This is a genomic window from Candidatus Seongchinamella marina (genome assembly GCF_026262685.1).
GTDB lineage: Bacteria > Pseudomonadota > Gammaproteobacteria > Pseudomonadales > Halieaceae > Halioglobus > Halioglobus marinus.
Genome location: NZ_SHNP01000002.1, coordinates 404,685 through 423,564 on the forward strand (window position 1 = coordinate 404,685; position 18,880 = coordinate 423,564).

General features: G+C 52.5%; 26 protein-coding genes and 2 tRNA genes. 5 read left to right on the top strand and 23 right to left on the bottom strand.

Features of this window, described 5'->3' with window-relative positions:
- Position 1: 1 nt before the first annotated feature.
- The 6 genes from EYC87_RS06770 to EYC87_RS06795 all read right to left on the bottom strand — a co-directional run bounded on the left by EYC87_RS06770 (position 2) and on the right by EYC87_RS06795 (position 5,170).
- Positions 2 to 1,021, bottom strand: coding sequence for a PLP-dependent cysteine synthase family protein (locus EYC87_RS06770; RefSeq protein WP_007228029.1), 1,020 nt, complete (start codon positions 1,019 to 1,021; stop codon positions 2 to 4).
- 126 nt (positions 1,022 to 1,147) lie between these two features.
- Positions 1,148 to 1,891, bottom strand: a complete 744-nt coding sequence (locus tag EYC87_RS06775) for a 4'-phosphopantetheinyl transferase family protein (RefSeq protein ID WP_279252216.1) — start codon at positions 1,889 to 1,891, stop codon at positions 1,148 to 1,150.
- 605 nt (positions 1,892 to 2,496) lie between these two features.
- Positions 2,497 to 2,584: transfer RNA gene (locus EYC87_RS06780), tRNA-Ser, on the bottom strand.
- 75 nt (positions 2,585 to 2,659) lie between these two features.
- Positions 2,660 to 3,478 (bottom strand): NADPH-dependent 7-cyano-7-deazaguanine reductase QueF, encoded by an 819-nt coding sequence (gene queF, locus EYC87_RS06785; protein WP_279252217.1) that lies wholly within the window; start codon positions 3,476 to 3,478, stop codon positions 2,660 to 2,662.
- 4 nt (positions 3,479 to 3,482) lie between these two features.
- Positions 3,483 to 4,256, bottom strand: a complete 774-nt coding sequence (locus tag EYC87_RS06790; protein ID WP_279252218.1) for an ABC transporter permease — start codon at positions 4,254 to 4,256, stop codon at positions 3,483 to 3,485.
- Complete coding sequence (locus EYC87_RS06795) at positions 4,253 to 5,170, bottom strand: ABC transporter ATP-binding protein (protein WP_007227681.1); 918 nt, start codon at positions 5,168 to 5,170, stop codon at positions 4,253 to 4,255. The genes EYC87_RS06790 and EYC87_RS06795 overlap by 4 nt, the downstream gene beginning before the upstream one ends.
- A gap of 68 nt (positions 5,171 to 5,238) precedes the next feature.
- Between EYC87_RS06795 and EYC87_RS06800 the strand changes: the two genes are divergently transcribed.
- Both EYC87_RS06800 and EYC87_RS06805 read left to right on the top strand, forming a co-directional pair.
- The gene (locus tag EYC87_RS06800) at positions 5,239 to 5,622 is read left to right on the top strand and encodes a PA2817 family protein (RefSeq protein WP_279252219.1); all 384 of its coding nucleotides are present in this window, start codon (positions 5,239 to 5,241) and stop codon (positions 5,620 to 5,622) included.
- Between the two features lie 55 nt (positions 5,623 to 5,677).
- A complete protein-coding gene (locus tag EYC87_RS06805) occupies positions 5,678 to 6,055 on the top strand; it encodes a Rap1a family protein (protein ID WP_279252220.1) in 378 nt (125 codons plus the stop codon).
- Positions 6,056 to 6,064: 9 nt separating this feature from the next.
- Here EYC87_RS06805 and EYC87_RS06810 read toward each other — a convergent pair whose 3' ends face one another.
- The 3 genes from EYC87_RS06810 to EYC87_RS06820 are packed head-to-tail and all read right to left on the bottom strand — an operon-like array spanning position 6,065 to position 7,475.
- Positions 6,065 to 6,478: a cupin domain-containing protein gene (locus tag EYC87_RS06810; RefSeq protein ID WP_279252221.1), complete on the bottom strand. Its 414-nt coding sequence runs from the start codon at positions 6,476 to 6,478 to the stop codon at positions 6,065 to 6,067.
- A gap of 20 nt (positions 6,479 to 6,498) precedes the next feature.
- Entirely contained in the window at positions 6,499 to 7,320 is an 822-nt protein-coding gene (locus tag EYC87_RS06815; protein WP_279252222.1) for a formyl transferase, read from the bottom strand.
- Positions 7,317 to 7,475 carry a hypothetical protein gene (locus tag EYC87_RS06820; RefSeq protein ID WP_279252223.1) on the bottom strand — a complete coding sequence of 53 codons (159 nt, stop codon included), beginning with the start codon at positions 7,473 to 7,475 and terminating at the stop codon, positions 7,317 to 7,319. The genes EYC87_RS06815 and EYC87_RS06820 overlap by 4 nt, the downstream gene beginning before the upstream one ends.
- 141 nt (positions 7,476 to 7,616) lie before the next feature.
- Between EYC87_RS06820 and EYC87_RS06825 the strand changes: the two genes are divergently transcribed.
- A tRNA-Glu gene (locus tag EYC87_RS06825) sits at positions 7,617 to 7,692 on the top strand.
- 1 nt (position 7,693) lies between these two features.
- Here EYC87_RS06825 and msrB read toward each other — a convergent pair.
- Genes msrB through EYC87_RS06860 form a run of 7 tightly spaced genes read right to left on the bottom strand, consistent with a single transcriptional unit; the run spans position 7,694 to position 12,345 of the window.
- Positions 7,694 to 8,071, bottom strand: coding sequence for a peptide-methionine (R)-S-oxide reductase MsrB (gene msrB / locus EYC87_RS06830; RefSeq protein ID WP_007227833.1), 378 nt, complete (start codon positions 8,069 to 8,071; stop codon positions 7,694 to 7,696).
- Positions 8,068 to 9,219 (bottom strand): ATP-NAD kinase family protein, encoded by a 1,152-nt coding sequence (locus tag EYC87_RS06835; RefSeq protein WP_279252224.1) that lies wholly within the window; start codon positions 9,217 to 9,219, stop codon positions 8,068 to 8,070. The genes msrB and EYC87_RS06835 overlap by 4 nt, the downstream gene beginning before the upstream one ends.
- Positions 9,220 to 9,222: 3 nt before the next feature.
- The gene (locus EYC87_RS06840; protein WP_279252225.1) at positions 9,223 to 10,377 is read right to left on the bottom strand and encodes a 4-phosphoerythronate dehydrogenase; all 1,155 of its coding nucleotides are present in this window, start codon (positions 10,375 to 10,377) and stop codon (positions 9,223 to 9,225) included.
- Between the two features lie 5 nt (positions 10,378 to 10,382).
- The gene (locus EYC87_RS06845; protein ID WP_279252226.1) at positions 10,383 to 11,282 is read right to left on the bottom strand and encodes a 5'-3' exonuclease; all 900 of its coding nucleotides are present in this window, start codon (positions 11,280 to 11,282) and stop codon (positions 10,383 to 10,385) included.
- Between the two features lie 2 nt (positions 11,283 to 11,284).
- Positions 11,285 to 11,851, bottom strand: coding sequence for an elongation factor P hydroxylase (locus tag EYC87_RS06850; RefSeq protein WP_279252227.1), 567 nt, complete (start codon positions 11,849 to 11,851; stop codon positions 11,285 to 11,287).
- Positions 11,851 to 12,093 carry a sulfurtransferase TusA gene (gene tusA, locus EYC87_RS06855; RefSeq protein WP_007227744.1) on the bottom strand — a complete coding sequence of 81 codons (243 nt, stop codon included), beginning with the start codon at positions 12,091 to 12,093 and terminating at the stop codon, positions 11,851 to 11,853. Before tusA ends, EYC87_RS06850 begins: the two co-directional genes overlap by 1 nt.
- Before the next feature lie 9 nt (positions 12,094 to 12,102).
- Positions 12,103 to 12,345 carry a YheU family protein gene (locus EYC87_RS06860; RefSeq protein ID WP_279252228.1) on the bottom strand — a complete coding sequence of 81 codons (243 nt, stop codon included), beginning with the start codon at positions 12,343 to 12,345 and terminating at the stop codon, positions 12,103 to 12,105.
- A 78-nt stretch (positions 12,346 to 12,423) separates the two neighbouring features.
- On the opposite strand from EYC87_RS06860, the gene EYC87_RS06865 reads away from it, so the two are divergent.
- A complete protein-coding gene (locus EYC87_RS06865; RefSeq protein ID WP_279252229.1) occupies positions 12,424 to 12,939 on the top strand; it encodes a glycine cleavage system transcriptional repressor in 516 nt (171 codons plus the stop codon).
- Positions 12,940 to 12,941: 2 nt separating this feature from the next.
- Here the strand turns inward: EYC87_RS06865 and EYC87_RS06870 are convergent, their stop codons facing one another.
- The 3 genes from EYC87_RS06870 to prmB are packed head-to-tail and all read right to left on the bottom strand — an operon-like array spanning position 12,942 to position 15,231.
- Positions 12,942 to 13,163 (bottom strand): hypothetical protein, encoded by a 222-nt coding sequence (locus EYC87_RS06870; RefSeq protein WP_279252230.1) that lies wholly within the window; start codon positions 13,161 to 13,163, stop codon positions 12,942 to 12,944.
- Positions 13,164 to 13,167: 4 nt separating this feature from the next.
- Positions 13,168 to 14,271, bottom strand: a complete 1,104-nt coding sequence (gene aroC, locus EYC87_RS06875) for a chorismate synthase (protein ID WP_007227975.1) — start codon at positions 14,269 to 14,271, stop codon at positions 13,168 to 13,170.
- 42 nt (positions 14,272 to 14,313) lie between these two features.
- Complete coding sequence (prmB, locus tag EYC87_RS06880; RefSeq protein ID WP_279252231.1) at positions 14,314 to 15,231, bottom strand: 50S ribosomal protein L3 N(5)-glutamine methyltransferase; 918 nt, start codon at positions 15,229 to 15,231, stop codon at positions 14,314 to 14,316.
- 115 nt (positions 15,232 to 15,346) lie between these two features.
- Here prmB and folE point away from each other — a divergent pair, with 115 nt between their 5' ends.
- Positions 15,347 to 15,895, top strand: coding sequence for a GTP cyclohydrolase I FolE (gene folE, locus EYC87_RS06885; protein ID WP_279252232.1), 549 nt, complete (start codon positions 15,347 to 15,349; stop codon positions 15,893 to 15,895).
- A 4-nt stretch (positions 15,896 to 15,899) separates the two neighbouring features.
- On the opposite strand, the gene EYC87_RS06890 is transcribed toward folE, so the two are convergent.
- The 4 genes from EYC87_RS06890 to EYC87_RS06905 are packed head-to-tail and all read right to left on the bottom strand — an operon-like array spanning position 15,900 to position 18,836.
- The gene (locus EYC87_RS06890) at positions 15,900 to 16,427 is read right to left on the bottom strand and encodes a DUF4892 domain-containing protein (protein ID WP_279252233.1); all 528 of its coding nucleotides are present in this window, start codon (positions 16,425 to 16,427) and stop codon (positions 15,900 to 15,902) included.
- Positions 16,428 to 16,430: 3 nt separating this feature from the next.
- The gene (locus EYC87_RS06895; protein ID WP_279252234.1) at positions 16,431 to 17,297 is read right to left on the bottom strand and encodes an alpha/beta fold hydrolase; all 867 of its coding nucleotides are present in this window, start codon (positions 17,295 to 17,297) and stop codon (positions 16,431 to 16,433) included.
- Positions 17,294 to 17,797 carry a SixA phosphatase family protein gene (locus tag EYC87_RS06900; protein ID WP_279252235.1) on the bottom strand — a complete coding sequence of 168 codons (504 nt, stop codon included), beginning with the start codon at positions 17,795 to 17,797 and terminating at the stop codon, positions 17,294 to 17,296. Before EYC87_RS06900 ends, EYC87_RS06895 begins: the two co-directional genes overlap by 4 nt.
- 22 nt (positions 17,798 to 17,819) lie before the next feature.
- The gene (locus EYC87_RS06905) at positions 17,820 to 18,836 is read right to left on the bottom strand and encodes an NAD(P)H-dependent glycerol-3-phosphate dehydrogenase (protein ID WP_007227841.1); all 1,017 of its coding nucleotides are present in this window, start codon (positions 18,834 to 18,836) and stop codon (positions 17,820 to 17,822) included.
- Positions 18,837 to 18,880 lie beyond the last annotated feature (44 nt).

An 18,880-nucleotide genomic window follows, 5' to 3' on the forward strand; every position in this document is an offset into this window, starting at 1 on the left:
TTTAAGCGTCCTGCTTCACAACTGTAGAATAAGTAACTGAGGGCACATCGAGCCCCATCGAGCAAAGCCATTCCGGATCGAATTGAGTTTGCGTGTAACGACTGCCATGATCAGGAATGAGTGACAGTATTGTGCTGCCGAGTTGGAAATTCGAGGCAACCAAATTTTTCATGACATGAACGACGGCACCACCGGAGCCGCCTACGAGAATTCCTTCGGACAACGCCAGCTCAGCTGCGGCGGCGATACTTTCTTCGGCGTTGACATACACAATATGATCGACATATTGATGCACCTCGGCACCCCCGAAGTTTGCGGGAGCAATGCTGGTACCGAGCCCGTTCAGAAAACGAGGGGCTGCACCTCCATTATCGGGTAACGCCAGCGACCCCTTTTCGTCCACTAGCCAGATCTCGGTCTTGGGTGAATGTTTTCGCAAAAACTGGGCCACCCCCATTGAACTCCCGCCGGTACCTGTCGCCATCACTATTGCATCAAGTTTCCCTTCAACCTGAGCAAAGATTTCAGGACCTGTCGTGGTCCGATGAGCGTCGATTGCGGCCTGACAGTCGTACTGATCGAGGTAGACGGCCCGAGGGCGCTCTTTCTGCAGAGACTCCAGGCGATCTAAGCGGGACAGGTGGTAGCCGCCAGTATGATCCTGCTCATCAACTTTTACCAACTCGGCACCGAGAAGTTGCATGCACCGCTCGGTGGAGGGATTTACTTTGGGGTCTACAAGACAGGTTAACCGGTAGCCTTTTACGGCACAAACCATCGCCATACCAAGTCCGAGATTACCGGAGGTAGATACAATAATTTCGTCCTGTGGCTGCAAAGCATACTCACGCTCGGCCCACTCCACCATGCCAAGCGCTGCTCGATCCTTCATGCTACCCCCGGGGTTAGTGAATTCAAGCTTTGCGAGCAGTGTTGGCTCGACCCTCGCCCCGAACCTCTCCAGCTGAATCATCGGCGTTTCACCGATGGCTTCCAAAACTGAGGTGTGTATATTTCTCATGCCATCTCGCAGTCAAAAATTGTTTAAAAGCGGAAGCGCAATGTAAGCCGAAATAGCCGCAAACTCAATCACTTAGGGACTCGATAACTTGCTGTCTGCTGCTTATGGTTCATTACGTCACTTGTGTCACTTCATGTGCATTAACGTTGCCACGTGATCTGACCCAACTCGCTCGACGTGAATATCGGGCTGATGCCAGACATCAGCTTGACTCGATACGGGCGCAATTCGACAGCGCGACTCATCAATTAACTTAACCTCTACATCGTGAAAGCCAACCCAATTGCCCGTCATGGAGTACTGAAGTTTATAAAAGCTCTCTTTTGCAGAGAACATAACTGTGGCGGCCAGGCACGCCTCTATAGTGCTGAGCGCGTAGAGAAATTCCTGCTCTGATTCCGTAAATATCGAGCCCCACAACTCAGGCCTCACCCGGCCCAACGCTTCGATATCGATACCCAGGGCCGGAATGGCGGCCTTACGTGCCACTGCTGCTGCACAAATCGTCGCGCTATGGGAAATACTGCCGGTGGCTCCATGTCTCCATAGAGGCGTTCGCTGTGCAGAACGCCTCAGGGAATAGTCAGGAAAACCCAGTGACTGGCTAAGCTGCCGTGCCATTCGTCGACCGGCAATGAACTCGCGGCGCCGCTTTGGGTGAGCATTTTGAATATCTAGCCGTTCTTCTGGAAAAATAACGCCCTGAAGCGAGGCAATACCAGCGCAGGCAACCCGTAAATGCGGACTACTTAGGTCACTGAAAAGCGAGCAGAAATTCACTGTCTCCTGCAGATGCAAATGACCACACCCATCCCTGAAACCAGTGCGGGCGTAACCAATGACGGCTTTGAGCAGCTCGTTTTCATTCATTCACCCCCGCGCGATGTGATGTCATTCCAGCGAGACATTATATTTGAAGCGCCACTTCAGTTACCACAAAAACCGCCGACCCTGTCCACTCACTGCACAGTAACGAGTGGTGCTGAAAAATTAATTTCCTTCTGCGCAAAAAGCGGACATCACGAGTCATATTTATGTGGCAATAGAACTCAAACTGGGGACTGATAACACCCTAACGGCCGGTCTTGCCTCACCGGCGTAGCGCCAACCCATAACCTCAAGTTAGCGTGTCACCACCGTATCACAGCGTTGTTCAGCGGTGCCCTAGACCTCAAAACCCTTCAGAACATTGACTACCTTGACCCCTAGTTCGTCGACGTCATAGCAGCCATCATCAAAAGCAGGATGAAAATTTAAGTATAGGACAGGTAAAAAGGTCCATCGTAAGGGGGTCTTCTCTAGGACATGTTGATCCGTCATTACGCCAAATTCATTCCCGACGATACGCCACTTTTAGCCGGGATCGTGGGGCAACAATTAGGTTTGGATCTTGAACACTTTGACGAGGAATTGGGCCTATTATGGGCCTGTGATGCGCTGCGATTCGTAAAAAATAATAAAAACAACGACTTATGTGGCGGTGAGGGAGGGATTCGAACCCTCGAACGGTTTCCCGTTACACACTTTCCAGGCGTGCGCCTTCGACCACTCGGCCACCTCACCATAAGGGCGCGCATAATACCATAAGCGCTATCAGTTTCCAGTCCCGCGAGCCTTGAAGCGGTGCCCTATTGGCAGTTACTGTCGATTCATTCTGGATAGTGGAATGGGATTGGCGTCGCTACTGCGAAACGGGTTTATGTCCAGACCGCCGCGTCGGGTGTAAAACGCCTGTATTTCCAAAAATTCCGGGCTCACCAGCTTGTGAATATCACAATACATGCGTTCTACGCACTGCTCATGGAACTCCTGGTGTTTGCGAAAGGCAATAAGGTAACGCAGGAGACTTTCATGTGTCAGCGCTCTGCCGCGGTAACGAATATAGACCGTGGCCCAATCTGGCTGACCAGTCACTGGACACAGGGAGCGCAGCAGGTGACTGTAAACAGCCTCCTCGACTAGTTCCTCACCTGCCTGCAGCAAATTCACGCCTGGAGGGCTACTGTCGATGCTGATCTGCAGGTCATCGATGCAAAGCCCGTCTGGAATACCGCCATCAAGTTCAGCGGCATCAACCGGCAGCAACTCAAGCTCAATGCTTGCCCCGACCGTATTCTCAATATCCTTTTTGAGGGTTTCAGACACCGCCGTCTCTGCAGAAAAACGAGAGCCATTCAGTGAGTTAAGATAAAGCTTGAAGGACTTTGACTCGACCATCGCCGGCGAGTCTGCGGGAATAAAGAAGCGTCCCACCCTGACAACCGGTTTGTTGCGCTCATCGAGCCACGAAACCTCGTAGGCGTGCCACAAGTCGACCCCGTTAAAAGGCAATTCCTCTGTCAAACCAAGCTCTGCCCGTGCCGTTGATCTGGCAATGGGATAAAGCAGCTGCGGGCTGTACGCTTCTACTACAGGAACATTTTTCCCAAGCAGTAACTCCGTCTTCGGATCGCTCACTCGCCTACTGCCTCAAGCGCTTGCCGCTATTGAGCAAGTGCATGCTAAAGGCGAACGCTACAGCGGTAAACAGCCCTATCATGCCAAAAGAAAAAAGCAGGTTAACGTCGGAGACGCCTAGCACGCCATAGCGGAAGGCGTTAACTACGTAAACCAATGGATTGAGTTTTGATACACCTGCCCAGAAGTCCGGCAATAAATCCATCGAATAAAACACGCCTCCCAAGTAGATAAGCGGTGTTAACACGAACGTCGGAATAATAGAAATATCATCAAAGCTGTTGGCGAACACCGCGTTGATAAATCCGGCGAGCGCGAACAGTGTCGATGTCATCAGCACAATCACAATGACAATAAAGAAATTATGAATGTGCAGACGGGTAAAGAACAGGGAGACCAGAGTAACTACAATAGCCACAAACAGACCCCGAGTAACGCCACCGACCACGTAACCCAGCAATATCACGTAGTTTGGCGTGGGTGAAACCAGCAACTCTTCCACACTGTGATTAAACTTGGAACCAAAAAACGAGGACACCACGTTAGAGTAGGAATTGGTAACAATCGCCATCATGATTAGCCCAGGCACTACGAACTCCATGTAACTGAATCCGCCCATTTCACCAATGCGAGAGCCTATTAACGAGCCGAAAATAACAAAGTACAAGGACATTGTAATCGCCGAAGGCAGCAGGGTTTGTGGCCAGATACGCAGGTAACGTTTTATCTCTTTACGCACTATGGTCATGAAAGCACGGCATTGTTCGCTGGCATTCATGCGGCACCCTCCACCAGGCTCACAAACATTTCCTCCAGCCGATTGGCCCTGTTGCGCATACTACTCACGTGAATACCCTGCGCATCGAGAGCGGCGAAGACCTGGTTGATATGCTGCCCTTTCTCGACTTCGACTTCCATGCTGTGTGCGTCTATGCGCCGCGCAACAAAACCCGGAAGCGACAAATCTTCTGGCAAGTCCTCCACGCTGTCGAGAATAAATACCTCGCGTTGCAGACGACGCAAAAGTTCGCGTATTGACGTGTCTTCTACAATTTCACCGTGATTGATAATTCCGATATGCCGACACAAGGCTTCGGCTTCTTCGAGGTAGTGCGTAGTCAGGATAATAGTCGTACCCTCGGCATTAATTTTTTGCAGGAAATCCCACATGGACCGGCGCATCTCAATATCCACGCCTGCCGTCGGTTCATCCAAAATTAGCAACTTCGGTTGGTGTACCAATGCCCGCGCGATCATCAAGCGGCGCTTCATGCCACCCGACAAAGTTCGTGTCGCCACCGCTCGCTTATCCCAAAGGCCCAGCTCTTTCAGATACTTTTCAGCACGTTGGCGGGCGAGCTTGACTGGCATGCCATAATAGCCGCCCTGATTGACGACAATATCAAACGCCGTCTCGAACATGTTGAAGTTAAATTCCTGGGGCACGATGCCGATATATTTTTTGGCCGCAGGAAAATCTTCGTCGATATCGGCATCAAAAACCTGTACCTGTCCGTCTGTTTTGCTAACCAGCGAGCAAACAATTCCTATAGTGGTAGATTTTCCGGCACCATTGGGACCGAGTAACGCATAAAAATCACCCTGTTCTACTGTAAGGCTGATGCCCTTGAGGGCTTCAAAGCCGTTGTCGTAGACCTTAGAGAGGTTTTTGATGGTAAGTGCTGGTATCATTTGGAAACTATGGCGCCTCAATAAAACGCGCATTGTACCTGCATTAACGCCACTAGACGATATTCACCATGAACGATTCTCAATATGCCAGCCATTGCCAGGAACAACTGGCAGAATTTTCAACCAGTATGACAAAGCGCTTGGAACATTTGCCCGAGGGTGATTCGCTGAGGGAACTCGCAGGTCGTTTTACCATCCTTGGGAAAGATGACAGCGACTTGTACGCAGATGGCCCCAACCTGGTATCACGCCTGTTCACTACCTACCCGGACTTTGCACCGACATTCCCGAGAGACTTGCTGTGGTTCCTTGGCGGAGAGTGTCTGCACTACATGCCCGACGACGAAATAGCTGCCTACCAAAAGCTCGACGATATGCGTTACGAAGCTGCCGAAAGAGGCGAAACACTCAACCTGCGAGACGCGCGAGCCAGCCTGTTAAAGCTACAATAGTGACACCATTGGCGAGCTTGATTCCAACCGACTATGCCCTGGAGGGGTGATGTTTATGACACGTACCGCAGTTGCCTTGGTTTTCATACTGGCGGGAAATGCCCATGCTGCCCTTACAGTCGATGGTTATTATGAAATGCGGGAAAAACACGGTAAAGATAACGCGGCAATCGACTTGCAGGTCCGAATGTACCTGGACGGTCTTCTAGACGGCCTGTTCATGGCTTCCAGCGATGTGCCGGAAAACAAGAAGTCCTGGTGTATTCCTGACGATCAACAAATGACCGACGAACTTGCATTGAAGCTATTCCAAAAAGAACTCAAAGCTCGAGCGGCGGAGTACCAGGAATTTTCTGAACTCGGTATTCAAGTTCCGTTTTCACTGGTGATGGTAGACGCCTTACAACGGGCTTTTCCCTGCAACAACAAGTAGCCGGCGATTTTAATCATCACAGTGCACACCGCCAGGATCATCTGACGGCAGCACAGTATGAGGTATACCTTCCGCCCCCGCATAGAAAACAACAAGCTCAGCAGGGCCATCAACAGCGATACCTCTATGCACGGTGCGCATGACCTCTACCAGCGCATCGCCTTTCGCTATAGTGGTTGCTTTCCCCGACTTCGTCTCCACTAGCACCGTTCCTTGCAGCACATACCCCATTGTTGGCACTGGGTGGCAGTGAAAAGGGGCAGCTTTGCCCTCCTCCAAATGCAGGACAATCGATGCGATCTCCGCCTGCCCGACTGGGTAAGCAATACTCCCGGCGTCCCAGGATTGAGTGGTCGTGAGCAATGGCGCTGCCAGCGATGTGGTTGCCAGCATTGTTAATAACGAAAAAAAGTATTTAATCATCAATCAATCCCCATTCAAGTTTATTGTAAAACTGTTGCCTGCTGGCCACCGAGATAATGCTCACGGGCAAATGCAAGCACTTCCTGCGGGCTGTAAAGAACATAGCCCATAGCAGTAAAACGCTCGAGATCTTGGGCCGACGGGAAGGAGTAGTAGCTCCCTCCTTGTTGCTGTTCAGTGCACGATAGAGTTTCCCCGCTAGCGAGAGCTGCAATTGCCTGCACCAGTATCTCTACTCCCGATCCGTACAAGTCCAATACGTTGCCAAGATAAGACTTCTCTCTATCGAGCACCGCGCTGGTCGAAGCGATCACCCTGCCAGTATCGATACTGCCATCATCAATGGTATGCAACGTGGTGCCCAGTGCCTCATCGCCGGACAACATAGCCCAGAACGAGGCCATTACTCCCCGGTATTGGGGTAGCCTCCCGGAGTGAAGATTAATCACGCCCATCTTGGGCATGGCGATAAGCGGGCCTTTGAGAATCCCGCCGTAACGGATCGAAACAATCAATTCTGGTGAAAAACTCGTAACGCGCGCAAGGCTGGCCGTCGAGTTGATATTATTCTCAATCGAGACTGGCTCAGACAGGAAGCGCGAAAATCCATCGAAGCCAGTCATACCCGGCGCGGAAGCCTCGCACAAAAGCGGAAAGACGAGCTCACTGAAGAGTTGTTGCTCAAAGAACTTTAGCGCCTGTAACTCTGGTCCATGCTGGCTTGAGCTGCCGACCGAGGAAGACAATAGCAGCTTTAATTCGTGACCCTGTAATCGCGGAAGCAGCAGGTTTAAAGCATAATTGCTCGCCAGATCGCTGTTGGCTAACAGCAGTATCTTCATGAAGTTTGCATCTCCATGCAGCTGGCGCTTGCCCTGATACAACCCAGCCCGGCGAGCCCTGCCGAAGGCATTTGCAGCGCGATCACTGACTCATAGGTCACAGGGGTGCAGGAATAAGCCGGCCTGCCGAACATGTCGTCACCGTATATCTTCATTGGACCCTACAGGTCGTTCTTGCGTTGATATCTAAGCCACTGAAGTTACAGCAAAAAATCTGACAAGAAAATCCCAGACTGAGGCTTGACTGCCCCTGGCACGGACCCTAAACTGCGCGCCACTCTCAAGTGAGACCCTAAGTCCCCTTCGTCTAGTGGCCTAGGACACTGCCCTTTCACGGCGGTAACAGGGGTTCGAACCCCCTAGGGGACGCCATTTAATTATTCAGTTTCACCGAAAGACTATTCACACAGTAGCGCAGACCCGTGGGCTGGGGACCGTCTTCAAACACGTGTCCAAGATGAGAACCACATTTCTTACACATGATTTCAGTTCGGGTCATTCCATGGGTATGGTCTGAAGCTTCCTCTACTACCTCGGCATCTGCCGGTCTAAAGAAGCTGGGCCAACCACAGCCTGCGTCAAACTTACTGTCAGACATAAACAATGCTTCGCCACAGCAGCGACAATGGTATACGCCGTCTTCGGTTGTATCCCAGTATTCGCCTGTAAACGGCTGCTCGGTACCTTTCTCGCGGCAGACTTTATATTCTTCTTCAGTGAGTTTGTCACGCCAGTATTCGTTGTCTTTCATGCTTCCTCCGTTTTAACCATGCTCGCGACCGGATACAGTATTCGGTCATCGTAACCTGTTATGACCTCGCGGTAGCCACAGAGCTCTGCATCCAGCTGCGGGTCATTGGTATCCACCAGTAGCGGCCTACCATCCAGACTGCTGATCTTTGATTTTGCGGCCACCACGGACACACCGTCAACGCCTACCGCGCGGATAACCTGTGGCGATAATTGCTGATTGCCACGGCCAAAAACATGGCCTTGCCCGCCAATTGCGCTGACAAAAATTTTTGCCGGATCTGAGTATTCGGCGATTATATCGAGTAAGTCAACTTCGTTTGCGTCTGCCAACAATAATTGCCGGTCGCGCACTACATCGACGCCCAACAGTGTATTGTCCAGACCGAGCTCTGCCATAATCGCCGCCGTCGTTGAACCTGGACCAATAATATACAGAAACCCCTGTTCCAGCTGCTCGGTCACCCATGCCGCAATGTCTGCCGCCACTAACTCTTGACTCTCTCTTCCACCCACTTTGGTGTGCTGCAGGTAGCGCCCTTCGCCTGGGACCTGCATATCACCGTAAAAGCGGCTACGGACCTGATCATGGCGAAACGCGTCCTCATCAATATCCCTGACTTCCTGTCGACGCAAGCCGACGAGACCACCCATCGCTAGCTCCTTGAGCAGCTCTCCAGCAGCTTCAGGAGAGACAGCAAACACGCCAGAGTGCATTTTTACGCCGGCAGGAACTCCCAGAACAGGAAAGCTGTCGCCTACGACATCGAAGATATCCCGGGCAGTGCCATCTCCCCCCACGAATACCAGCACGTCTACCCCTGCGGCCATGATTGCCTCGGCAGCAAGGCGTGTATCAGCGGCCGCGCTAAGCGTTGCGTCATGTTGCCCAACGCTGCGATGTGAGAGCCCAAGCGAAGCGCAAAGGTCCCCACCCATTGCCCCACCCCAGGTCAAAATACTGACATGCTCGATGGTGCACAGACATTGCATTGCCCTCGCAGCTCGATCATTTGAACGCTGCTTCTCAGCCGGAGACAGGGTCATTGCCAATGAGCGAAGCTCAGCACCGTCACTGCCTTTGAGTCCGCGGCTACCGCCCAGACCTGCCAGAGGATTGACAATAAACCCGAGAGTTAAAGCAGGCATGAGCTAATCATCCCCAGCAATCGGGACACAGCCCATAGCGCTGACCAGTGTGGCCTGCGGGCCCAGCAAATCCTGAACAAGGACAGATTGCCCTGCCAGTTCACGCCGCTTCGCGTAGTTTTTACGAAGTTGATCAAACTCCTGGGCTTGTGTGTCGGAAGCGCGATCCAGCGTCGCACGACGCAGCAAATGATCGTCTTCTTCAATGCGATAGCAACAGCGAATCAATGCTCTGAGAGAATCTTCAATCGACAGATGCTCAGGCAAACAGAGAGGTTTCCTGGCAGCAAGTGCTTGGTCTGGAAGCTCTGGCAGATTGATGCCCAGACTAGCCACCATGGCTGAACACAACATGTGTGTGGCTCGCAGCTTAGCGTCGAAACTATAGCCCGCGATATGCGCAGTACCCAGCTGGACTTTTGCCAACAACTCAGCATCGACTTGCGGCTCATGCTCCCACACATCTAAAACCACAGCAGGACTATCAGGGTGATTGAGTCTTTCCAGCAGCGCATTGCCGTCGATGATGGGGCCACGGCTGGCATTGATCACCAGTTGCTCTTTGGCTAAGGCGGCCAGCTCAGCTTCGCCCAACAGATGATAACTAGGCCAGGGTTCCCTATGAGTCAATTCCGGGTGCAGGCAGATCAGGTCACAGGCGAGTATTTCTTTAAGCGTGGCGTGTCCGGGTACGCTAGGCTCCGACAGCCAGGGGTCACAGATCCGGTAAGCTATACCCAGAGCTGAAAGCCGTGCCACCAGCGCCTTGCCAACGAGGCCATAGCCGACCACACCGACAGTACCACCAGCTCGTAACCGCTCAAGGTAATTGCCGTTATAGGCAATGGCTGCAATCACATATTCCACAACCGAATTGGCATTGGCACCCGGCGCAAAGGCGAATCCGATCTGCGCAGATCGTAGCCAGTTCAGATCCACATGATCGGTCCCGCTAGTGGCGGTTCCCACAAAGCGAACCGGAGTGCCTGCCAACAGATTAGCGTCTACCCGAGTGACTGAACGAACCAGGAGAGCGTCCACATCCTGCAATTGATCACGGCAAAGATTTCTACCTGGCGATCGCAAGATATCGACCCCGGAGCCTAAAATAGCTTCAACCGCGGGTATATTTTCATCTACTAAAATACGCAAAGTCACAATATTTACGCCTCAGCCCCCAGTGCCCGCCAACGCTTGACCAGTAGCCCGCCCATGCCGAGCGAGTCGAGATAGTTAGCAACGCGTTCGGTAGACTCAGTGGTCAGACGAAACTCGGGCAGGTTTTCCAGGCCCGGAATTTCACTTTGCAGGCGCGCTAACTCCCTGGAGAGTAATGCCTGTGGCCAATGTTCCTGCAATCTGTCCTTGATTCGCGACGCACCGCGCAGGGGCAGCGCTGCAACGCTGTCTATGTTTCGTTCTATATCATCCAGGCCACCCAGGCTGGAGATAACAGCGACCGCAGTTTTTGCACCGACGCCGGGCACCCCAGGAATATCGTCGACGCTATCACCTACCAGCCCCAAATAGTCAGCGAACTGGTCAGGCAGGACGCCAAAGCGAGCTTGAAAAGCAGCGCGATCCAGAGTCTGATCAGATGCAAAATCCCACCATTGGTCGTTATCCTCTACCAGCAACTGCCCCAGGTCTTTATCGCGAGTGACCACGGTGGTTGACAGCTTTTTCGTACGAGCGAGTCTTGCCAGCGTGGCCAGGTAATCATCTGCCTCGTAACGCTCGCCACCGTAACTGGGAATACCGCATAAATCGGTCAATGTTCTGCACGCCCGCAGCTGGAACGCCAGGGCCTCATCTGGCAAGGTTCGACTGGCCTTGTAACCCGGATATAACTCGTTGCGAAAGCAACTGCCCAAACTTTCATCAAAGGCCGCAGCCAGCCAGGGTGACGGCTGTGTTCGCTTGACGAAGTCGCATAGGAAGCTGGCGTAACCGTAGACCGCGTTTAGCGGCATTCCGTCGGCTGTATGCCACTGATCAGGCATGGAAAACCAGGCTCTAAATATGTAGATCGAGGAGTCCAGTAGCCAGACGCGTTGCTTCATGATCAGGCCAGTGCCTCGGCCTCAAAATTAAGGCTGTCTATATCGACTCCGGTTTTGAATTCGTCGGACAGCGACTCAAAAAACTGCAGCGCGCGAACAGGCAGGCCATCGAACTGCCACTGCCTTGCCTGCGCAGCTACGCTGCTTCGAAAGCAGTGAGTATCGGGTAGCTCACCGCTGTCGCAGAAATTATCAACGCTGATTTGAAAAGGGTAACTACACGCCAGCGAAAAATACCACTCCAATGCCTGTGGTTTGACCTCAACTGCCTCAAACGATTTTTGTTGCTTGTTGCTTCGCCCTTCCGGCGCATACCAATAACCGAAGTCCACTTGCTTGCGCCGCTGTGCACCGGCAATGCACCAGTGGGCAACTTCGTGCAGAGCACTGGCAAAAAAGTCTTCTCGATAGAATAATAAGTGCAGGTCATATTCCGGCTCAGCCGGCTGATAAAATGGCTCCGCCGCGCCACCGAGCAGGCGTGTATTCTCAGACTGTTGAAAGCATCTGTTAAATACTGTCTCAAGACGGGTACATGTCATGCTCTGCGAACTTATTGCAGCAGCCATTAATCATCACCTTTCTTGCGCAGCCAGAAGCGATATTGGCCATCAAGTGTGTCCTGCTTCAATAAAGTATGTCCTAGAAAGTGACAAAACTTCGGGATGTCGCGCTCAGTTGACGGGTCCGTAGCTACCACCAGCACAACCTCATCAACACCCACATCCCTAATTTTGTTGTGTAATAGCATGACCGGCTCAGGACAAAGTAGCCCTGTAGCATTCAGAATGTGGTCCGCATCTATCGACATTTGGCTGTGCTAGTCCTGTAATAGCGCCTGCAGCTGATCTGCAGCCACCAGGTCCCATTGCTCACTTTCGGTGTCGAAAAGAATCGCCACCTCTTCCCTTTCGAGTTGGCGGCGAAGGTTGCCCGCCTTTTGCTCCAGGGTCAACTCCACGGCACCGTAGTCGGTGCCATCCCGGCTGACGAACTCCTCCAGCAGCGCCTGCAAGACATCCTCACTCAGGCGATTAAGTGGGACCTGTACATACGAAGACATCTTTTTTGCTTGCTCCTTCTGTGCGCCCCAATTGCGGGTTAATATACGACCTGCGCGTTTTAATGTGGAGACAAATTGGTGGCAACATCCTACATCATTACCTTTATCGGCGATGACCGCCCTGGATTGGTGGAACAACTATCCAGCGTCATCGAAAGCAATAGTGGCAATTGGCACGAAAGCAGGCTCTCTCAATTAGGCGGCAAGTTCGCGGGACTAATATTGGTGTCCCTGCCTACAGCCAGCGGCGCAGACCTTGAGGCGAAACTCAAGGCCCTGTCCCTAAGCGGTCTGAGCGTGCGGGTCACGCCCACCTCGGATGATTTTTTCACTAACGGAGCCAAAGCCATCACTCTTACTGTTCTGGGTCCCGATCGATTGGGAATAGTCCGCGAAATTTCCCGTGCGCTGGCGGAACGCGAAATCAACGTGGTGGAAATGGATAGCAAGGTTTGCAGTGCAGCCATGAGCAATGAACTCCTGTTCGAAGCCCGGATAGACGCTCAGATTCCAGAAAGCACCAATATGGATGATCTTCATGACACCCTAGACGAAATCGCCAACTCTATGACTCTGGATATCGACCTGGAATAGGCTTATTCGCCCTTATGCAATAGTTTGCTTAGACCGACCCACAAACCAACACAGACCGCAGCACAGGCAATAACCATCCCGATAACAGCCACTGTCGTTAGCAGCAGATTGAGCATGTCAGCCCAGGGAATGCCGAACTGATCGACCGCAGACCAGACCAGGGCAGCCATAGCTGCCACGCCCAGCAACAAGGTGCGATAGTATTTTCGGGAAGCCTTACTCAACTGCTTACTCTGGCCTGGCGGCAGGAATCGCAGGTGTATCGCAGACCACATCGGCATTTTGACCACGATGGCGCAGCAAATGATCCATAAGCACGATCGCCAACATCGCTTCAGCAATGGGTGTGGCTCGAATCCCTACACAGGGATCGTGACGGCCGTGAGTAACCATTTCCATGGCTTGCCCCTGAGTATCGATAGTCGCCCCTGGTTGGCGAATACTTGAAGTTGGCTTGAGTGCGATACTGACCGTAATGTCCTGGCCGCTTGAAATGCCACCTAGAACACCACCCGCGTTATTGCCGACAAACCCCTCGGGCGTTAGCAAGTCGCGATGCTCGGTTCCCTTCTGTTCAATACTGTCAAAACCGGCTCCCACCTCCACTCCTTTCACGGCATTAATACCCATCATAGCGTGCGCGATATCAGCATCGAGGCGATCGAAGATCGGTTCGCCCAACCCAGGCATCACATTGCTCGCTACCACGTTGATCCGCGCGCCAATTGAGTTGCCTTCCTTATTAAGGGCCGTCATGTATTTTTCTAATTTCGGAATAGCATCAGCATCGGGGCAAAAGAACGGGTTAGTTTCAACCAACGACCAATCGAGTGTTTGCGCGCGAATGGGACCTAGCTGCGCCAGATAACCGCGTACTTCAATCCCGTATCGGCTCAACAAGTACTTCTTGGCGATCGCTCCAGCGGCAACGCGCATGGCTGTCTCACGAGCAGACGATCGACCGCCACCGCGATAATCGCGGAAGCCATACTTCTGGTTGTAGCTGTAATCCGCGTGGGCTGGACGGAAAGTATTAGCTATTCCTGAATAATCCTTCGAGCGTTGATCGGTATTTTCGATAAGCATGCCGATGGAGGTGCCCGTCGTTTTGCCTTCAAAAACACCCGACAAAATACGCACTTCGTCGGCCTCGCGGCGCTGTGTAGTAAACCGCGAGGTGCCGGGCTTACGTCTATCCAGGTCACCCTGCAAGTCTGCTGCACTGAGCTCCAGACCTGGAGGACAGCCATCGACGATACAGCCCAGCGCCGGGCCGTGGCTTTCACCAAAACTGGTGACCGTGAAAAGTTTTCCTATGCTGTTACCGGACATTGACCCTACACAACCTTAGTTTAAAGCCAGTCATTATACCGATTATCTACACAGACTGGCGCTGTATTCCTGTAATTCCTTGGCGTTAAGGGCAAACACCCCATGGCCGCCATGTTCAAACTCCAACCAGGTAAAAGGCACCAGCGGATAAACCTGCTCCAGCGTCTCCCAGCTATTGCCGACTTCCACCACCAGCAAACCGTCCTCGTGTAGATATTTTGCCGCTTGAGAAAGGATCCTGCGAGTGAGAGCCAGACCATCTGGGCCGCTGCCCAGCGACAGCTCTGGCTCATGATGATACTCGGCGGGCATGGAGGCGAGGTCTGCGCTATCGACATAAGGAGGATTAGATAAAATCAGGTCATAGCGTTTCTCAGGCAGCTCATCGAATAAATCCGATTGGTAAATCTCCACCCTGTCCGTTAACTGCAGCCGCGCACGATTTTCTTTTGCCAGCGCGAGTGAGTCCGCATCCAGATCAGCAAGGTCAACGCTAGCCTGCCCATGGTGGGCTGCGGCGAGGCCAATACAGCCCCCGCCGCAGCATAAGTCCAGAATCGTCTGCGGTGGCGGGCCATAATACCAAGGCTGGTAATCGCGAAGAATCAGCTCGGCAATGGGAGAGCGGGGAATAATTGCTCTGCGATCACAGGAAAACTCCAGACCTGCAAACCACGCTCGCCCGAGCAGGTAAGGTAGCGGCATGTACTGGTCGATCCGGCGAGTTAACAACGCATGAATTTCCTCTGCCTGAGGCGCTGCGACTGGGTGTGGCAGCGCACTGTCATCCGCATCCACTGGCAACTGCGCAACAGACAGCACCAGTTGCACTGCCTCGTCCCAGGGGTTATCTGTACCGTGGCCATAAAACACGTCGCTGTCATTCAACCGTTCCCAGCAGAACTGGATGGCCTGGCCCACTGTCAGGTCGGGAGCGTGTAAAGCAGAAAACTCTTTCATAGGCGCAGTTTAACCGCCATGAAGCCTGGTTTGCTATGGCAAAGCTCGATTGATACCATCCCCGACCTGTAGGCCCTGTGGGCCAAAACCCTTATAAATACTGGGAGAATAAGCGTTGGAAAAGCATTGGGCGGAAATCATCAAGTCGATTGGAGAGGACCTGGACAGACCCGGCTTGATCGATACACCGAAGCGCGCGTCGAAGGCCTTTGAATTTCTGACACATGGCTACGGTTTATCGGTTGATGAAGTCGTTAACGAGGCTCTGTTCCCCTCTGAGTCCAGCGAGATGGTGCTGGTTCAGGATGTGGAGCTTTACTCATTGTGTGAGCACCACCTGCTGCCCTTTATTGGCAAGTGTCACGTCGGCTACCTGCCTACCGGCAAAGTGCTGGGTCTTTCCAAGGTAGCTCGCATTGTTGACGTGTTTGCTCGCCGGTTACAAATTCAGGAGTCTCTGACCACCCAGATTGCCCAGACCATTATGGATGTGACCAACGCATCCGGGGTCGGCGTGATTATTGAGGCACGGCACATGTGTATGATGATGCGCGGCGTAGAAAAACAAAACTCTATGATGAAAACCTCAGCAATGCTCGGTAATTTTCGCTCCTGCCAGGCGACGCGAGACGAATTCCTCCAAATACTGCAGTTGCGAACCTAACGCACTAGGGTTTAATTTCCAACAGCTCCGCGTGCAAATACTGACGGTCAGCCGTTCGCGCGGAGCTGAATAAAACCAGTCGGTAGTCGTCACCCTCAGTAGGGGCATAGACCCGATAACGTTGCAGATCGTCCCTGCCATAAAGCACTCGCTCCCCAAACACCCGGTTTGCCCACTGCACACCCTGCCCGCAACTGCGCCCCTCACAGGAAAACAGAAGTTGTCCACCTTTTACGGCCGCTTCGATCTCTGCCAACACCTCGCTAGAGCTAAAGCCGTCGGTAATTTGCCAGGTATAACGCACCAATCTACCGTTTAGACGTTCACTCGTTTTGAAACGCCAGGCGCCTCTCACCTTCTGCATGGCACCTAAACCAATCTCGTGATCAACCACGGAAGCATCGCTTTGATTGACGATTACTGCGTGTGGATAAGCGTTAAAGCGTGCTAAAAGCTCCACTGTTGGCTCTGCATATGCAAAAGATACCAGTGTCAATGGCATTACCAACAAAGCTATAAAGCCCTTTATCATTCGCTACAACTCCTCATTGAACAAGAATGACTGAATCCTGATACTGAGTGTAGCGACCCCTTGCTCCATATGGAAATGGTGACCACCTGGAAATGTCTCCAGCACCAGATCAGAAACCCGATCACCCAAGGATGTAAACTCGCTCGAGTGAGTCTCAGACAGGCCTCTCTCTGCCATTAGCAGCAAGGTAGGCATCGTTAATTCCTGCAATACTGCATCCACCTGGTCTTGGGTGAGTTTGACCGCCGAAGCGCCTCGCAGGCGAGGATCGGTCGCCCAGGTGAAGCCTCCCTCCACCGGAGTTAAGTTCCTACAAACAATGAGTCGTGATGCCTCTGCGTTGAGCCCCTGCTCCTCTCGGGCCGACACAGCAACATCCATGCTTTTGTATATCCGTGTCTGCCGGTTCTGAAGCCGTTTTTTATCAATCACATAGCGGCGCATTTGAGAGACGAATTCACCCGCTTCCAGCGGCGGTGGTGAAACCCCATCCAGCAAAACCAGGTGATGAATTTTTTCTGGGAAACTGGCGGCAAGGATAGAGGCAATAATGGCACCTCTGGAATGTCCGATAAGATCAAAGCGATCCCAGCCCAGTTGTTGGACAACGCCTAAAACCTGGGGAAGATCATCATATACCTCGTAGGTGGCATCGGCCGAACGCCTGCTGGACTTACCGTGCCCCGTAAGGTCCAGGGCAATAACGTGAAAGTCTGCTAACTGAGGTGCCAACATGGCAAAGCTATTAGCATTGTCCAGCCAGCCATGCAGCGCCAGCAAGGGCTTTTTCTCAGTATCTCCCCAGGACAGCCCGGCAATATGCAAACCATCAACTTCCCAGCTACGTTCTGTTGCGCCTGATGGCGTCATTGGCTTGTCTCGAAATGAGGCGGTTGCACACTGAAGCATAGAGAAGCACAGCCTGGTCCTACTGCATCCATTTCCAGCGTTGCTAGCCCGCCGGGAAGCAAAGGAGCAACCAGTCCGTATTCACCCAGGTAATAATCAATCAGCGATGACACGAGTGGCTGATGGGAAACCAATAGCAAATGGCCTGGGATTTCACCACCAGCTCGCAAGCTCTCAAGCGCTGTATCGACTTCGTTGGGCCGACAGCCCGGAATCAACGCCCGTGAAGATTGCGCAATAGCCTGCGTAAAGTGCGTTTCAATAATATTACACGTCTGTTCGGTTCTGACCCACTCACTGTACAGTAACCGTCCAGGCAGTGGCAGTTTGTAATCTTCGCAGTAGTTCGCAAATCGACGGCAACCACGGTCAACATCGCTGCGTCCATGGTCGGTTAATTCACGCACTCGGTCTGTCACGGCGCTGCCCGCTTCTCCATGGCGCCAGATGGTAAGAATCATGCTTATTCCTTCGACTATCGAACTAACGGGTCACAAATTCAACGTCCTGTGCTTCCTCGGTGTGCATCATATCATCGAACACATCTACAACGGGTCGATGCTCATACAAAATAGCGTAAAGGCCTTTGACTAAAGGCATGTGAACTCCTCGCCGATCAGCCTCTGCTTTGAGGAGGCCAAGGGTATTAATGCCCTCCGCCACCTGGTCCATCTCACCCAGAATTTCTTCCAGCGGCTGCCCCTTGCCAAGGGCAAGCCCAACTCGGTAGTTTCTCGACAAAGCAGAGGAACAAGTTACAACCAGGTCCCCTACCCCGGACAAACCGAGAAATGTCATGGGATTTGCACCCATATGCACGGCAAAGCGAGACATCTCCGCCAACGAACGCGTGAGTAACATACCGACAGTATTTTCGCCGAACCCCAGGGCCGCACCGACTCCAGCCAGAATGGCATAAACGTTCTTGAGCGCACCACCCAGTTCGACGCCAAACATGTCGTGTGAACTGTAGATAAGAAATGAATTGCAGTGCAACAAATCATGAACCAGGCTGTTAATGGAGCGCAGGTCACTGGCAATCACCGAAGCAGATACCTTACCTGCGGCGATCTCCCCTGCCAGATTAGGGCCTGACAGAACACCCCGGGGATTATCGGGTAATTCTTCAAGCAAAATTTGGCTCATCAGGCTGAAGCTGCCGGGTTCAATGCCCTTGGTCAGGCTAATCACCAGGGTGTTTGCGGCTATCAGTGAGCGCAATTCGAGCACCACCTCGCGAAAAGACTGACTGGGCACTGCCACGAAGATGATATCTACTGCAGAGACAGCTTCCTGCAGGTCAGTGGTTGCTCTCAGCTTGTGGTCCAGGCTGTAGCCCGGAAGATAATCGGTGTTTTCGTGGCTTTCATTGATAGTCTGGGCACGACCAGCATTGCGCAGCCAAAGCTGAACATGATTACCGTTGCCAGCGACAATATTGCCGATAACAGTACCGAAACTGCCACCGCCAAGCACGGCAACCGCGTATGAATCCGACATACTCAATCCGTATTATTATTTTTTAGTTGGAAACGGGGCGCCAG